Origin of the sequence: Sphaerisporangium siamense, assembly GCF_014205275.1 — a bacterium.
Classification (GTDB): Bacteria; Actinomycetota; Actinomycetes; order Streptosporangiales; family Streptosporangiaceae; genus Sphaerisporangium; species Sphaerisporangium siamense.
Map to the genome: position 1 here is coordinate 6,031,863 of NZ_JACHND010000001.1, position 14,070 is coordinate 6,045,932.

12 protein-coding genes are annotated in these 14,070 nt (G+C 74.6%); 6 read left to right on the forward strand and 6 right to left on the reverse strand.

The features are described from left to right. Positions 1 to 54: 54 nt before the first annotated feature. From BJ982_RS27770 to BJ982_RS40625, 4 genes are all read right to left on the reverse strand, one after another. Complete coding sequence (locus BJ982_RS27770) at positions 55 to 291, reverse strand: hypothetical protein (RefSeq protein ID WP_184884854.1); 237 nt, start codon at positions 289 to 291, stop codon at positions 55 to 57. Then, positions 278 to 523 (reverse strand): DUF6400 family protein, encoded by a 246-nt coding sequence (locus BJ982_RS27775; protein WP_184884856.1) that lies wholly within the window; start codon positions 521 to 523, stop codon positions 278 to 280. The genes BJ982_RS27770 and BJ982_RS27775 overlap by 14 nt, the downstream gene beginning before the upstream one ends. A gap of 454 nt (positions 524 to 977) precedes the next feature. Then, on the reverse strand, positions 978 to 1,643 hold the full coding sequence (locus BJ982_RS27780; RefSeq protein ID WP_184884858.1) for a response regulator: 666 nt from the start codon (positions 1,641 to 1,643) through the stop codon (positions 978 to 980). After that, on the reverse strand, positions 1,640 to 3,058 hold the full coding sequence (locus BJ982_RS40625; protein ID WP_184884860.1) for a sensor histidine kinase: 1,419 nt from the start codon (positions 3,056 to 3,058) through the stop codon (positions 1,640 to 1,642). Before BJ982_RS40625 ends, BJ982_RS27780 begins: the two co-directional genes overlap by 4 nt. Positions 3,059 to 3,277: 219 nt before the next feature. Between BJ982_RS40625 and icmF the strand changes: the two genes are divergently transcribed. Then, the gene (icmF, locus tag BJ982_RS27790) at positions 3,278 to 6,493 is read left to right on the forward strand and encodes a fused isobutyryl-CoA mutase/GTPase IcmF (protein WP_184884862.1); all 3,216 of its coding nucleotides are present in this window, start codon (positions 3,278 to 3,280) and stop codon (positions 6,491 to 6,493) included. Between the two features lie 142 nt (positions 6,494 to 6,635). Here icmF and BJ982_RS27795 read toward each other — a convergent pair whose 3' ends face one another. Next, positions 6,636 to 7,460: a DUF1206 domain-containing protein gene (locus BJ982_RS27795; RefSeq protein WP_184884864.1), complete on the reverse strand. Its 825-nt coding sequence runs from the start codon at positions 7,458 to 7,460 to the stop codon at positions 6,636 to 6,638. 257 nt (positions 7,461 to 7,717) lie between these two features. Here BJ982_RS27795 and BJ982_RS27800 point away from each other — a divergent pair, with 257 nt between their 5' ends. The 3 genes from BJ982_RS27800 (at position 7,718) to BJ982_RS27810 (ending at position 9,932) form a co-directional block, all read left to right on the forward strand. Beyond that, positions 7,718 to 8,539 carry an ABC transporter permease subunit gene (locus tag BJ982_RS27800; RefSeq protein ID WP_239122671.1) on the forward strand — a complete coding sequence of 274 codons (822 nt, stop codon included), beginning with the start codon at positions 7,718 to 7,720 and terminating at the stop codon, positions 8,537 to 8,539. After that, complete coding sequence (locus BJ982_RS27805) at positions 8,536 to 9,660, forward strand: ABC transporter ATP-binding protein (RefSeq protein WP_203958837.1); 1,125 nt, start codon at positions 8,536 to 8,538, stop codon at positions 9,658 to 9,660. The genes BJ982_RS27800 and BJ982_RS27805 overlap by 4 nt, the downstream gene beginning before the upstream one ends. Positions 9,661 to 9,779: 119 nt before the next feature. After that, positions 9,780 to 9,932, forward strand: coding sequence for a hypothetical protein (locus BJ982_RS27810; RefSeq protein WP_184884866.1), 153 nt, complete (start codon positions 9,780 to 9,782; stop codon positions 9,930 to 9,932). Positions 9,933 to 10,000: 68 nt separating this feature from the next. Here BJ982_RS27810 and BJ982_RS27815 read toward each other — a convergent pair whose 3' ends face one another. Beyond that, on the reverse strand, positions 10,001 to 11,347 hold the full coding sequence (locus BJ982_RS27815) for a lanthionine synthetase LanC family protein (protein ID WP_184884868.1): 1,347 nt from the start codon (positions 11,345 to 11,347) through the stop codon (positions 10,001 to 10,003). Between the two features lie 750 nt (positions 11,348 to 12,097). On the opposite strand from BJ982_RS27815, the gene BJ982_RS27820 reads away from it, so the two are divergent. Both BJ982_RS27820 and BJ982_RS27825 read left to right on the forward strand, forming a co-directional pair. After that, positions 12,098 to 13,153, forward strand: a complete 1,056-nt coding sequence (locus tag BJ982_RS27820) for a translation initiation factor eIF-2B alpha/beta/delta subunit family protein (RefSeq protein WP_184884870.1) — start codon at positions 12,098 to 12,100, stop codon at positions 13,151 to 13,153. Then, positions 13,150 to 14,070 (forward strand): nucleoside hydrolase, encoded by a 921-nt coding sequence (locus tag BJ982_RS27825; RefSeq protein WP_184884872.1) that lies wholly within the window; start codon positions 13,150 to 13,152, stop codon positions 14,068 to 14,070. The genes BJ982_RS27820 and BJ982_RS27825 overlap by 4 nt, the downstream gene beginning before the upstream one ends.

Genomic DNA, 14,070 nt, shown 5'->3' on the forward strand with positions numbered 1-14,070 from the left:
GCCGGGCCGTCCGGCGCGAGACCGCTCGGCCCCGGACGCCGGCTTCAGGGACGTTCAGTCCAGGGACGCGGGCCTGCCGCCCGCGCCGAAGTGGGACTCGTGGTCCCACAGGTACGCGCAGCGCGGGCACTGCACGTGCAGCACGCTGCCGGTGTTGCTCAGCAGGTAGCGCCAGTGGTCGCGGCAGTTGCGGCCCGAGCCGCAGTCGGCGCAGCCGCGCTCGTCGCGGCATCGGGGGCAGGGGATCCAGGCGCGCCGGCCGAGGTCGGCGTGCGGGTCAATCGGCAGCACGGCCCGCCCCGCGCCGCGGGAGGACACCGGCCTCGACCAGCGTCTCGTACGTCCGCAGCTGCTGCTCGTCCAGGCCCGAGTACAGCAGGTCCAGGGCCTCCTCCTCGGCCCGGGCGACCGCGGGCGGGTCCCAGTGCGGGCCGAGGGCGGCGACCACCTCGGCGCGGCGGCGTGCCTCGTGCAGGGTGAGGTCCATCTCGAACACGCCGGGTTCGGCGCTTTCGTGGCTCATGACGCGACTTTCCGTGGTGTGAGTGGGGTGGCGGCGAGGGGGTGGGAGGGCGCCGTTCGGGAGGAACGGGGGTCCCGGCGCGCGCTCCGCCGCCGCAGGCCCGGCCCACGGCGAGAACAGAAGCGCCGGGTTACATCATCAATGTCCGCTTTTAAGCCTATGGATAACCCAACAGGTTGCCAAGAAAAGTGACACGGCTCACGCCAGGGCGAACGCCCCCCGCCACGGGGACACGGCGGACGCGTACACGAAGAGCAGCCGGTGAACGAGGCCGTCCGCCACGAACCCGGCTTCGTCTGTCACCGCCCTGTCCCTGGTGCTGATCGCGCTCGGCATGATCGCCGCCTACTCCTGACCGGCCGGGCGACGGGGCCCGGGCGAGGACACCCCATCGGTCATGCGACTGGCGGCGCGCTGCGGGCGCGGGCGGGGGCGGGGGCGTCCGCCGCCTAGCTCAGGGGTCGGGCATTCCGGCGTCGTGGGCCAGCAGGGCGATCTGCACGCGGTTGTTGAGGCCGAGCCGGGTCAGGATGCGCGAGACGTGCGTCTTGACCGTCGGCACGCTCATGTAGAGCTCGGCGGCGATCTCGGCGTTGGACTTGCCCCGCCCGACGGCCGCGGCGACCTCGCGCTCGCGGTCGTTCAGTTCGCCGAGCAGGGCCAGGGCCCGGGCGCGGCGGTGGCCCGGGGTGTTCGCGGCGACGTGGGCGATGAGCCGCCGGGTGACCGCCGACGACAGCACCGGGTCGCCGGCCGCCACGCGGCGCACCGCGGTCACGATCTCGGCGGGCGGGGTGTCCTTCAGCACGAAACCGGCCGCACCGGCCCGCAGCGCGCGCAGCACGTACTCGTCGGCGTTGAAGGTGGTCAGGATGATGACCTCGGGGGCGCGGGGCCGGCCCCGCAGCGCCTCGGTCGCGGCCAGCCCGTCCATCTCGGGCATCCGGACGTCCATGAGCACGACGTCGGGGGCGTGCCGGTCGGCGAGGGAGACGACCGCGGCGCCGTCGCCCGCCTCGGCGACGATCTCGATGTCGGGGGCGCCGCCGAGCATCAGCGACAGTCCCGCCCGCACCAGCGGGTCATCGTCGACGATCATGACACGGATCGGGGGGCTCATACCGGCCAGGGTAGCCAGGCCAGCACGCGGAACTCGCCGGAGGCGAGCGGGCCGCAGGCCAGGCGGCCCCCGGCCAGCGCGGCACGTTCGGCCAGCCCGATGAGGCCGCGCCCGGCACCGGGGATACCGGTCGCCGCGCCGCCGCGCGCGGGCAGGGGGTTGCGCAGTTCGACGGTGAGCCCGTCCCCGGGGCCGCCGGAGACGCGGACGACGACCTCCGTGCCGGGGGCGTGCTTGCGGGCGTTGGTCAGGCCCTCCTGCGCGACGCGGTAGGCGGTGCGGCCCAGGGCGGCGGGCGCGGCGCCCGGATCGCCGACCTCGTCCAGGAGCGTGACCCGCATGCCTGCCTGCCGGGACTCCTCGACGAGCCGGGGCAGCCCGGCCAGCGTGGGCTGAGGACGGTCCGGTCGCGCGGCGTCAGCGCCGGCGTGGACGCCGGTGGGAGCACTGGCGGGGGCGCCGGTGGAGGCGCCGCTGGGGACATCGGTGAGAGCCCTCGTCAGGACATCGGTGGAGGCGCTGATGGCGGCGTCGTCGGAGACACTGGTGGGGGCGCTGGTGGGAGCGCGCAGTACGCCGATGACCTCGCGTAGCTCTTGCAGGGCCTGGTGGGCGCTTTCGCGGATCACGGCAGCCGCCCGGGCCACCTGCTCGCGCGGGGCCTCGGGATTGAACTCCAGGGCGCCGGCGTGCACGCTGAGCAGCGACAGCCGGTGGCCGAGCACGTCGTGCATCTCACGGGCGATCTGCTCGCGCGCCTCGCGCTGCGCCTGCTCGGCGCGCAGCCGTCCCTGCTCGGCGCGCAGGCGCGCCTCGGTCTCGGCCCGGTCCACCCGTTCGCGCAGCGACAGCATGAGCCGGCGCTGGGCCCGCACGAACATGCCCCAGCCGACGGCGGCCGCGGCGACGGTGACGCCGAAGGCCACGACCACGGAGGCCGGCATGTCCGGCTCGGGCCGCAGGGCGGCGTAGCAGAAGGTCGTCGCCACGGCCAGCACGCCGACTCCGGCGACGACGCGCAGCGGGCGGTGGACGGCCACGGTGAACAGGGCCACGATCGTCGCGCCCGCGACGAACTCCGAGTAGGTCCCGGCCAGTGTCAGGGCCACGGCCAGGCCGACCGGCCACCTGCGGCGCAGCCACAGCGCCACGCAGCCCAGGGCGCCGGTGAGCTGGTCCAGGGCCAGCAGTTCCTCCGGTATCGCCGGCGAGCTCTCGACGCGCGTCGCCACCGTGAAGACGGCGAAGACGATGGCCAGCAGGAACGCCGCCACGTCGACGAGCCAGTCGCGCGTCGTGCGGCGGACGCGCCGCCCGGTGGCGGCCTCGGGTTCCCAGGCGTCGGCGACGGAGCCGGGCAGCAGCCAGCGCTGACGCGGGACGCCGTCCCGCCGCGCGGGCTCCAAGGGGGACATGCGCAGAATCTAACCCGCACGGCCGAGCGCGGCGCCCGCCCGCGCCCATCCGGCGACTTAAGTCGGCGGAACGCAGACCTTCGGCGCCACGGGCTCGCGGTGAGCGCGGAGTGGATGGTGGGGAGCGGGGCAGGGGTGGGAGGCGATCCGGGCTACAGGTTGATACTTGGACGTCCTACAATTTACTAGGACGTCCAAGTAACTTACTGAGGAGCGCCGGTGCACGTACCTGCAAACCCCGTGCGGGTGGTCACCGCGGCCGCCCTGTTCGACGGGCACGACGCCGCGATCAACATCATGCGGCGCATCTTGCAGTCTCAGGGCGCCGAGGTCATCCACCTCGGTCACGACCGCTCGGTGGACGAGGTCGTCACGGCCGCGATCCAGGAGGACGCCCAGGCCGTGGCGATCAGTTCCTACCAGGGCGGTCATGTCGAGTACTTCACCTACCTGGTCGACCTGCTGCGCGAGCGCGGCGCCGGGCACGTCAAGGTGTACGGCGGAGGCGGCGGCGTGATCGTCCCCGACGAGATCGCCGCGCTGGAGCGGCACGGCGTCGCCAAGATCTTCTCCCCCGAGGACGGCCACCGGCTGGGCCTGACGGGGATGATCAACACGATCATCGAGGCGTGCGACGTCGACCTGACCGAGGGCGCCGAGCCCCCGGCCGTCGAGACCGGCGACCAGCGGGCCGTGGCCAGGGCCGTCACCTTCGCCGAGTCCGGGCGGGCCGGCGCCCCGTACCTGGATGCGCTGCGGGCGGCGGCGGACGCGCGCCGCGTGCCCGTGCTCGGCATCACCGGCACGGGCGGCTCGGGCAAGTCCTCGCTCACCGACGAGCTGATCCGCAGGCTGCGCGTCGACTACGAGGACAAGGTGAGGGTCGCGGTCATCGCCGTGGACCCGACCCGGCGCAGGGGCGGCGGCGCGCTGCTCGGCGACCGGATCCGCATGAACAGCCTCGGCGGCGGCCAGGTGTTCTTCCGCTCGCTGGCCACGCGCGGCTCCCACGAGCTGCCCGAGCACCTCGCCGACGTGATCGCCGTGTGCAGGGCCGCCGGCAACGACCTGGTCATCGTCGAGACCCCGGGCATCGGGCAGGGCGACGCCGCGATCGTCCCCTTCAGCGACGTGTCCCTGTACGTCATGACGCCCGAGTTCGGGGCGAGCTCCCAGCTAGAGAAGATCGACATGCTGGACTTCGCCGACGTCGTGGCCATCAACAAGTTCGACCGGCGCGGCGCCGAGGACGCGCTGCGCGACGTGCGGCGCCAGCTCGTGCGCAACCGTGAGGCGTTCGGCACCGCCCCCGACCAGATGCCCGTCTACGGCACCGTGGCCTCCCGCTTCAACGACGACGGCGTCACCGCGCTGTACCACGCGCTGCGCGGCCTGCTGCGGGACAAGGGCCTGGCCGACGGGCCGGGGCTGCTGCCGGCCACCGATGTCAGGACCTCCAGCACCGGCGCCGCGATCGTGCCCCCCGCCCGAGTGCGCTACCTGGCGGAGATCGCCGACACCGTCCGCGGCTACCACCGGCGCACCGCGGAACTGGCCGAGACGGCGCGCCGCCGCCAGCGGCTGGCCGAGACCGGCGCGCTGCTCGCCGCCGAGGGCGCCGACACCGCCGCGGTGGACGCGCTGCGCGAGCGCGCCGAGGGCGACCTGCCCGCCGACGCGCGTGAGCTGCTCGACGCGTGGCCGGAGACCGCCGAGGCGTACGCGGCCGACGAGCTGGTGGTGACCGTCCGGGGCAAGGAGCTGCGCACGCCGCTGTGGCGCACCTCGCTGTCGGGCAGCCGCGTCCCCCGCGTGGCGCTGCCCCGGTTCTCCGACCACGGCGACCTGCTGCGGTTCCTGCGCGCGGAGAACCTGCCCGGCCGGTTCCCCTTCACCGCCGGGGTGTTCCCGTTCAAGCGCGCCGACGAGGACCCGACCCGCATGTTCGCCGGCGAGGGCGACCCGTTCCGCACCAACCGGCGCTTCAAGCTGCTGTCGGAGGGCCAGCCCGCCGTCCGCCTGTCCACCGCCTTCGACTCGGTCACCCTCTACGGCCACGACCCCGCCGAACGGCCCGACGTGTACGGCAAGGTGGGCACCTCGGGCGTGTCGATCGCCACGCTGGAGGACATGAAGGCGCTCTACGACGGCTTCGACCTCACCGCGCCGAGCACCTCGGTGTCGATGACGATCAACGGGCCCGCGCCGACGATCCTCGCCTACTTCCTGCACACCGCGATCGACCAGGCCCTGGACCGCTTCCGCGCCGGCAACGACCGCGAGCCGACCGCGGAGGAGGCGGCGGAGGTGCGCGCCCGCACGCTGGCGACCGTGCGCGGCACCGTGCAGGCCGACATCCTCAAGGAGGACCAGGGCCAGAACACCTGCATCTTCTCGACGGACTTCAGCCTGCGCATGATGGCCGACGTGCAGGAGTGGTTCATCCAGAACGGGGTGCGCAACTTCTACTCGGTGTCCATCTCCGGCTACCACATCGCCGAGGCCGGGGCCAACCCCATCACGCAGCTCGCGTTCACGCTGGCCAACGGCTTCACCTACGTCGAGGCGTACCTGGCGCGGGGCATGGCGATCGACGACTTCGCGCCGAACCTGTCGTTCTTCTTCTCCAACGGCATGGACCCCGAGTACAGCGTGCTCGGCCGGGTGGCCCGGCGGGTCTGGGCCGTCGCCATGCGCGACCGGTACGGCGCGGGCGAGCGGGCGCAGAAGCTGAAGTACCACATCCAGACCTCCGGGCGGTCGCTGCACGCCCAGGAGATGAGCTTCAACGACATCCGCACGACGCTGCAGGCGCTGATCGCCGTCTACGACAACTGCAACAGCCTGCACACCAACGCCTACGACGAGGCGGTCACCACGCCGAGCCCCGAGTCGGTGCGCCGCGCCGTGGCCATCCAGATGATCATCAACCGGGAGTGGGGCCTCGCCTACAACGAGAACCCGCTGCAGGGGTCGTTCGTCATCGACGACCTCACCGACCTGGTCGAGGAGGCGGTGCTCGCGGAGTTCGAGCGGATCTCCGACCGGGGCGGCGTGCTCGGCGCCATGGAGACCGGCTACCAGCGCGGCCGCATCCAGGACGAGTCGCTGCTGTACGAGACCCGCAAGCACGACGGGTCGCTGCCGATCGTCGGCGTGAACACCTTCCGCAACCCGGCGGGCACCACCGAGCACGGCTCGCTGGAGCTGGCCAGGGGCACGGAGGAGGAGAAGCGCGGGCAGCTCACCCGGGTGCGGGACTTCCAGGAGCGGCACGGGGCCGACGCGCCCGAGGCGCTGCGGCGGCTCAGGGAGGTGGCGATGTCCCGCGAGAACGCCTTCGGCGCCCTGATGGACGCGGCCCGCGTCTGCTCCCTCGGCCAGATCACCGACGCCCTGTTCGAAGCGGGAGGCCAGTACCGGCGCAACGTCTGACCCGCGCGCCGCCGGCCGGCACGAATGTCCGGCCGGCGCGGCGCCCGGCGGCGACGTCAAAGCGAGCGGCCCGCGAGGAACGCCATCCTCGCGGGCCGCTCGCCGTCATACGCCGGACCGCGCCCTTCTGGGCCGGGCCGGGTCAGGTGCGGCGCCAGCGGGCCTCGCAGAAGCAGTAGGCGGCGAACAGCACCACGCCGAGGGCGACCACGGCCAGCAGCCACGGGCCGAGCGGCGTGTCGGCGAACGACCGCAGGGTGGCGTCGATGCCCTTGGCCTTGTCGGGGTCGTAGACGATCGCGGCGCGGATGAAGAAGACACCGGCGGCGAGGGCGATCACGCCGCGGGCGCAGTAGCCCACCATGCCGAGCTTCTCCACGATGTTCCGCGTCCGCGGGGACATCTCGCCGGTGCGCAGGTGCTCCAGGAACTTCTTCTTGACGCCCTGGTAGATCCAGTAGGCGCCGAGCGCCATGATGCCGAGGCCGATCGCCCCGACGATGAGCCGGCCGCCCGGCCATTCCATGACGGTCGCCGTGAGGTCCTTGGACTGCTCGTCGGTGGACCGTCCGGCGGAGCCGCGCAGCAGCAAGCTCAGGATGCTGCCGACCACCAGGGCGTACACCACGGTACGGCTCGCGGCCTCGACCCGGTCCTTGGCGTCGAGGGCGGTGCCCATCACCGCCTCCGAGAGCTGCCAGAGGGCGAGCGCGACGAAGCCCACGGCCATCAGCCACAGCAGAGCGGTGCCGAACGGCTGCTCCGCCACGGTCCGCACGGCCCCGGTCTTGTCCGCCTCCTCTCCCCCGCCGCCGAAGGCGATCTGCAGTGCCAGGATGCCGATCAGCGCGTACAGGGCGCCCCGGCACGCCATCCCGAAACGTGCCAGCCGGTCGAATGTCCGGGTGTTCGTCACCTGCCGCGCGGTTCCCCGCGCCTGGTTCCCCGCTGAGGCCACGGAGTTCATGGCGGCTCCTTTCGAGTCGCCCCCTCTCTACACGAAAGCCGCAAAAGTAAACTTCCCTTCAAATTCCCCCACGTCAACGGCCGCGCCGTCATGAGGCGACGACGCCCGGGCGTGACAGCGTGAGGCGGACGATCGCGGGAATCGCGAAGATTCGGCAGCTCCCGGACGAGCGAGAAGCCGCCCCGCAGGGTCCGGAACGCGACCGCGTGTCGACCGGATCGGCGTGGCCGAATCGGATGACGGGGAGGAAAGCCGTCATGAAGGCATCGAGCACCTTCGCCGCGATGGCGGTCCTGCGGGGCAGGCGGCGCAGGCCCGCCGACCGGTCCGCCGGGGGACGCGCGGGCGGATCGGCCGTGCCGCTGCTGCCCGCGGCCCTGGCGCTGACGTTCCTCGCGCTGCCGCTCGCCGCGCTGCTCTCCCAGGCCCCGTGGCCGTCGCTGGCCGAGCCCGGCGTGCTCACGGCGCTGCGGTCGGCGCTGGTCACCGCGCTGCTGGCCACGCTGGTGTGCCTGCCGCTCGGCGTCCCGCTCGCGTGGACGCTCGCCCGCGCCGCCGTGCGGGGCGAGCGGGCCCTGCGCGCCCTGGTCGCCGTGCCGATCGTCATCCCGCCCGCCGTCGCCGTGGTCGCCGTGCCGCTCGCCATGGGGGGCACGGGCGGGCCGCAGGCAACGGGTCCCGGCACGGGGGCGCTGGTGGCGGCGGCGGCGTTCACCGGGTTGCCGTTCCTGGTCGCCGGTGTGGAGCGGGCGCTCAGGGCCGCCGACCCCGGGCTGGAGGAGGCGGCGGCCATGCTCGGTGGGTCCCGCTGGACGGTGTTCCGGCGGGTGACGCTGCCCGCGGCGGCTCCGGGCATCGCGGTGGGCGCCGTGCTGTGCTGGGCGCGGGCCCTCGGCGAGTACGGCGCGGCGGCGGCCCTGGAGGGCAACGCGCTGTGGGGCGCGCGGGTCATGCCACCGGAGGTCGCGCGCGTCCTGCACGCCGACCCGCCCGCCGCCCTGACCTTCAGCCTGGCCCTTCTCACCGCCTCGGCGGCCACCCTCGCCTGCCTCCGCCGCCACTGGACGACCGCCCCGTGATCGAGGCGCGGCTGGTGGGCGAGTGGCCGCGGTCGCGGCTGGACCTCACGGTGGTCCTGGCCGCCGGGGAGGTGGTGGGGCTGCTCGGTCCTGAGGGGGCGGGCAAGACGACGGTGCTGCGGGTGCTCGCGGGTCTCGCCCCCGCGGGCGGCGGATACGTCCTGGTGGACGGGGCCGCCGTGCACGCGAGGCCGCCCGGGCGCAGGTCCGTGGCCATGGCCGGGCGCGACCCGTCGCTGTTCCCGCGGCTGACCGTCCTGGACAACGTCGCCTTCGGGCCGCGCTGCCAGGGCGACTCCAAAGAGCAGGCGCGGCGCGCCGCCGCGGCGTGGCTGGACCGGATGGACCTCGCCGGCCACGCGCGGTCCCTGCCGCGCGAGCTGTCCCCGGGGCAGGCGCGGGCGGTGGCGCTGGCCCGCGCGCTGGCCGTCCGGCCTCGGCTGCTGCTGCTGGACGAGCCGCTCGCCGGGCTGGACACCGCCGAGGCGGACGCCGTGCGGACCCTGCTGCACGACCATCTGGCGGACTTCGCCGGAGCCTGCCTGATGGCGACGGGCGACCCGCTGGACGTCCTGGTCGCGGCCGACCGGCTGCTGGTGATCGAGGACGGCGCCCTGGCGCAGGAAGGGACCCCCGCCGAGGTGGCCCGCCGCCCGGGCACCCACCACGCCGCGCGCCTGGCCGGGCTCAACCTGTGCCGGGGCCACGCCACGGGCCGCTCGGTCGCGGTGGGCGGCGCCGGGCCGTTCACCGTACGGGAGGCGCTGCGGGGCCCGGTGTTCGTGGCGTTCCCGCCCGCGGCGGTCACCCTGTCCCGGTCCCGGCCGGCCGGGCCTCCCGGGAACCTCTGGCAGGGCGGCGTCGAGGGGGTCGAACGGCACGGCGACCGCGTGCGCGTCCGCCTCGGCGGCCCGTTCGCGGCCGTCGCGGAGCTGACGCCCGGCGTTCTCGCCGCGCTGGCGCCGTCCCTCGGCGAGCGGATGTGGGCCACCGTCCCGGCGAGCGAGACCATCGCCTACCCGGCCCCGCGTTCCGAGCCGTCCGGCCGCTCCCCCGCGCGGCGCGGCGTCAGCCCCGCCGTGACCCGCCGCCCGGACGCCGGCGAAGTCGCCCGGGGCTGATGGGAGCGATCGCGCTTGCCCGGCCGCTTCCGGGGCAGAGGTAAGGGATCGGGACCGCGACGGACCGAGGCCCGCGCACCCCCACGCCCGCGCACGGATCACGGAAGGAGCGATCGCCGATGGCGAGGCAGATCGCCGCGTACCAGCCCCCGTCCCCACTGGACCTGGAGGCCCGGGTCCAATCCCTTGAGATGCAGGTGGCCTCGTTGACCGAGGCCGTGCGAACGCTCAGCCGCCGCGTCGGCGACCCCGACGCCACCGGCTCCGACTGACCGCCCGCGCCCCGGTACGGCTCGCGACGGCGGAGCCGTCCCCTTCCGCGCCCCGTCCCCGCGCCGGTTCAGGAGGTGCGGCGAAGGGTCGAGGCGGGGAGGGGGATGGCCGGGAAGGGGTTGTCCGGGAGCAGGATCATGCGGCGGGGCTCGGTGGCGCGGCCGGCGGCGTCCAGGTGGAGCAGGGCCGCGCCGATGCCCGCCGCGCCGATCATGTACCCGGTGTCGGCGGTGACCTCCCAGGGACGCAGCCGCCGGTAGGCCTGGTACCAGCGGTAGCCCGCCTGGTCGTGGCCCGTGGCGCGGCCGATCAGGTTCTCGGCGAGCGTGCGCGCGAAGTCCAGGTGGCGGGTCTCGCCGGTGGCGGCCCACAGGCCGACGAACAGCTCCAGCAGGCCGGCCGCGCCGCAGCACTGGCAGGCGACGTTCCAGAAGCCGGCGGTCTGACGACGGGGCACGCCGCTGCAGACGATGCCGGCGGCGAGGCGTTCCACCCAGTCCAGGTCGCCCGCGTCGCCGGTGACCCGGTGCAGCTCGTAGAACAGGCGGGCGACCCCGGCCGAGCCGGAGCACAGCCCGAGGTAGTGCAGGCCGCGGCCCTGCGGGACGTGGTGCGGCACCAGGACGTGCCGGTCGGTGACGACGCTGACGGTGCGGACGAAGTCGGCGCCGCGGCGGGCGGCCTCCAGGAAGAGTTTGTCGCCGGTCACGCCGTACAGGCGGGCGAGCAGGAAGGCCGTGCCCGCCGTGCCGGACAGGAAGCCGGGGGTGACGGCGTCCACGGGCAGGTCGGGGCAGCCGTCCTCGCCGAACTTGTGCCCGGGGACGGCGCGCCCGGCGACGCTCGCGCCGGCCTCGACCGCGACCTGCTCGTACTCCGAGACGCCGAGGATGCCGGCGGCGTGCAGTAAGCCGAGGATGATGCCGCCGTCGCCGCGCTGGGCGGGGTCGCCGGTCCAGCCGACGCCGTCGCCGGTCCTGCGCAGGCTGCGCACGACGCGGTCGGCGGCGGACCTGGCGGCGGCGGACAGGCTCTCGTCCCCGGTGGCCCACCCGGCCTCGGCGAGCGCGAAGACCATGCCGGTGAGGCCGTGGTAGAGGGTGAGATCGGGTTCGTCCTGCCAGGTGGCGGCGAGGTAGCGGGCGCCGCGCCCGGCGTCGTCGAGGTAGGCCTCGTGCCCGGTGGCCGCGGCGAGCTCCAGGAAGAACAGCACGATGCCGGCCACGCCCGCGTACAGGGAGCCGGGCTGGCCGGAGCGCGCGGACTGGCGGCGGGGGTCGGGGTTGGCGACCCAGTGCCGGCCGCGTTCGTCGTCGACGGCGGCCGAGCGGATCCAGCGGCCTGCCATGATCGCCGTGGTGAGCGGGGTCTCGGCGCGCGGCCACGATGGATGGTGGATCCGCTCCTGGCTCATGTCGCCTCCTCCACGCGGCCAGTCTCCCACGCAACCTATGAATTTGGTAGGAAAACTAGGCAATGGCTCTGCATTCCGGCACAGTTCGTGGCGGGCTCCGTTACCCGCCGCATACCCGCCGTATCAGAACACTCTCACAAACAGCGCCCGCTCGGGGCCTTCCGCCCGCAACGTGACCGGCACAATCCCGTGCGTGACGGCTGCCCGGGCGGCGGGGGCCTCGAAGGCGGCCTCGTGGTGGATGACCTACAGCTTGCCGTGGACTCATGCCGATCGCGAAGTGTTGATCGGCGGCGGATCGTCGGAGCGGCGGCCATGAGCAGCAGCGCACGGGTCAGGACGACACGGGTCCGTTGGAAGAGGTGTTGGACGACGGATGTCAGGCGGTGAACAGGAGAGCCTGCGCGCCGGTCAGGACGACGCGGGGCCTTGGAAATGGTTTGGGACGACGGGCCGCGTGAGGCAGTGAACAGGAGTACCCGCGCGCGGGACAGAATGACGCGGCGTTGGAATCGGGGCGTGGCCATCGTGGCTGAGATGTCCGCGCCCGGTGTTCCGGGGTCGCCGCACGCGCTCGCCGGCCCCCGCGCACGCGCCGGGCCAGACATCCGGAAGCACGTGAAGAGGTTCGCCGGGCCATGGTCTTCTCGCGAGGGTTTGCGATGATTCTTGTGGCGCGCCGGGGACGACGGGCCCCGGCACCGGCGCCGCCGCCCGGGAGGGCGCGGCCGAGACGGAGGGGGTGGCCGGGTGGGCGTCAGCACGCCGGCACTGGCGGACTCTGTACGGATCACCGGCGACGGCGTGGACATCCTGGACCGCCGCGTCTACCCGTTCGCGCGCGAATGGGTGCACTGCGCGACCCTGGAGGACGTCGCCGTGGCCATCGAGCGCATGGTCACCCAGAGCTCGGGCCCGCTGTTCGCCACCACCGCCGGCATGACGCTGGCCGCCCGCGAGATCGCCGGGTACGGCCCCGAGGCCGCCGAGGAGCGGCTGCGCGCCGCCGGGCGGCGGCTCATCGCCACCCGCCCGACCAACAACCACATCCGCGACGCGGTCCACGCGATCCTGGCGGCCACCGTGGACGGCCCGCTCGCCGGGGCGCCCGGCGAGGAGCTGGCGCCCGCGGTGGCCAAGGCGGCTGCCGGGCACGACGCCGCCTACCGCGCGGGCGCCCGGGCACTCGGCCGGCACGCCGCCGCGCTGCTCCCGGACGGCGCGCGGGTGCTGACCCACTGCTGGGGCGACGCCTACCTGGTGGGAGCCGTCCAGGCCGCCCAGGAGTCGGGCAAGCGGCTGGAGTTCGTGTGCACCGAGACCCGCCCCTACCTGCAGGGGGCCCGGCTGACCGCCGCCACCCTGGTCGAGATGGGCTACCGGCCGACGGTGATCACCGACGGCATGGTCCCGTCCGCCCTGGCCGACGGGCTCGCCGACGTCGCGCTCACCGCCTCCGACCGGGTGACCATGGACGGCCACGTCGTCAACAAGGTCGGCACGCTGGCCGTCGCGCTGGCCGCCCAGGCGTTCGGCGCGCCGTTCTACGTGCTCTCCCACGCCCCCGACCCTCTCTCCCCCGGCATCGCGGACGTGGAGATCGAGCACCGCGACGGCGAGGAGGTGCTGCACGTGCTCGGCGCCCGCAGCGCCGCCGAGGGCACGCGCGGCTACTACCCGGCCTTCGACGCCACCCCGCCCCACCTGGTGACCCGCATCGTGACCGAGCGCGGCGCGTTCGAGCCGGCCCGGGTGTCCGACCACTTCGCGGCCGGCCCCGCCCCTGGTGGGCTCGGCGCGCCGTGAGCGGCCCGCGCCGCGTCGTCGTCGACACCGACATGGGGATCGACGACGCCTGCGCGCTGCTCTACCTGGCCGGGCGGCCGGAGGCGGAGGTCGTGGCGGTGACCTCGGTCGCGGGCAACTGCCCCGAGCCGCAGGCCGTGCGCAACATCGGGTACGTCACCCGGCTGCTCGGCCTGGAGGCGCCCGTGGCGCGCGGCGCGCGGGAACCCCTGCCCGGCGCCCCGCCCGCCTCCCGCACGGCGCACGGCGCGGACGGCCTGGGAGACGTCGTCGCGGGGGCGCGGCCCATGCCGGCGGTCACCGGGGAGAGCGCCGCCGCGCTGCTCGTCCGGCTGGCCGCGGAACGGCCGGGCGAGCTGGACCTGCTGGCGCTCGGCCCGCTGACCAACCTCGCGCTCGCCGCGCGCGCCGATCCAGAAGTCCTCACGAGGTTTCGCACGGTCGTGGTGATGGGCGGCTCCGGGCCGCGCGAGCGCCGGGCGTCCGACACCAACGTGGCCGGCGATCCGGCGGCGGCGCGCGCGGTGATGGCGGCGCCGCGCCGCGAGCTGGTGCTGGTGGGGGTGAACGTGACCGGCACGGCCCTGCTGCCGGACGCGGGGCTGGACGCGCTGCGCGCGGCGGGCACACCGGTGGCGGGCTTCGCCGCGGCGATCCTGGCCGCCTACCGCGACCTTCGGGAACGCCGGTCCGGCGCGCGTGACGTGCCGCTGCACGACCCGCTGGCGGCGGCGATCCTGCTGGACCCGGGCCTGACCACCGGCGCCCTGACGGCTCCGGTGGCCGTCCTGCGGGAAGACTCCTCCTGGCGGGCGCGCCCGGCGCACACGGCTCCCGGGCCCGTGGCCCGCGTGGTGACCGGGGTGGACGCGGCCGGGTTCGTCGCCCGCTTCGTCCGGACCCTGACCGGGCTGTGA

Coding starts and splice junctions, on each gene's coding strand:
- BJ982_RS27810 (WP_184884866.1), top strand. CDS start 9,780: ATGGCGAGGCAGATCGCCGCGTACCAGCCCCCGTCCCCACTGGACCTG.
- BJ982_RS27795 (WP_184884864.1), bottom strand. CDS start 7,460: ATGAACTCCGTGGCCTCAGCGGGGAACCAGGCGCGGGGAACCGCGCGG.
- BJ982_RS27800 (WP_239122671.1), top strand. CDS start 7,718: ATGAAGGCATCGAGCACCTTCGCCGCGATGGCGGTCCTGCGGGGCAGG.
- BJ982_RS40625 (WP_184884860.1), bottom strand. CDS start 3,058: ATGTCCCCCTTGGAGCCCGCGCGGCGGGACGGCGTCCCGCGTCAGCGC.
- BJ982_RS27780 (WP_184884858.1), bottom strand. CDS start 1,643: ATGAGCCCCCCGATCCGTGTCATGATCGTCGACGATGACCCGCTGGTG.
- BJ982_RS27775 (WP_184884856.1), bottom strand. CDS start 523: ATGAGCCACGAAAGCGCCGAACCCGGCGTGTTCGAGATGGACCTCACC.
- BJ982_RS27815 (WP_184884868.1), bottom strand. CDS start 11,347: ATGAGCCAGGAGCGGATCCACCATCCATCGTGGCCGCGCGCCGAGACC.